Below are 306 nucleotides of genomic sequence, written 5' to 3' on the forward strand. Positions count from 1 at the left end.
AGCTGGAAGTGATTCGTGCGAAATTACGGGAAGCTGAGCGCAGTGGGCTCACGGAGCCGAGCCCTGCGGAACTGCTGAAAGAGATCCAGGACGGATTGGGAAGGGATGAGGTATAGACTCAACGATGCGGCCAAAAGGGATGTGGCTCGAATTTATTGGCGTGGCGTCGAAGCATTTGGTGAAGAGCAGGCGGTCCGATATTTTAAAACGCTAATGGCGCGCTTTGATGTGATCGCGCAATCACCATACCGCTTCCCCGCCGTTGACCATGTTCAGAAAGGGTATCGGCGTAGTGTCTGTGGCGTG

Annotated in this window: 1 protein-coding gene; it reads left to right on the forward strand. The window is 54.6% G+C overall.

Translation table 11 applies throughout. The annotated features are described in order from the left end of the window. Positions 1-105: 105 nt before the first annotated feature. Positions 106-306: type II toxin-antitoxin system RelE/ParE family toxin (locus tag A3730_RS29660; RefSeq protein ID WP_082872341.1), on the forward strand; the 201-nt coding region annotated here is incomplete at its 3' end.

The organism is Alcanivorax sp. HI0044 (assembly GCF_001634945.1).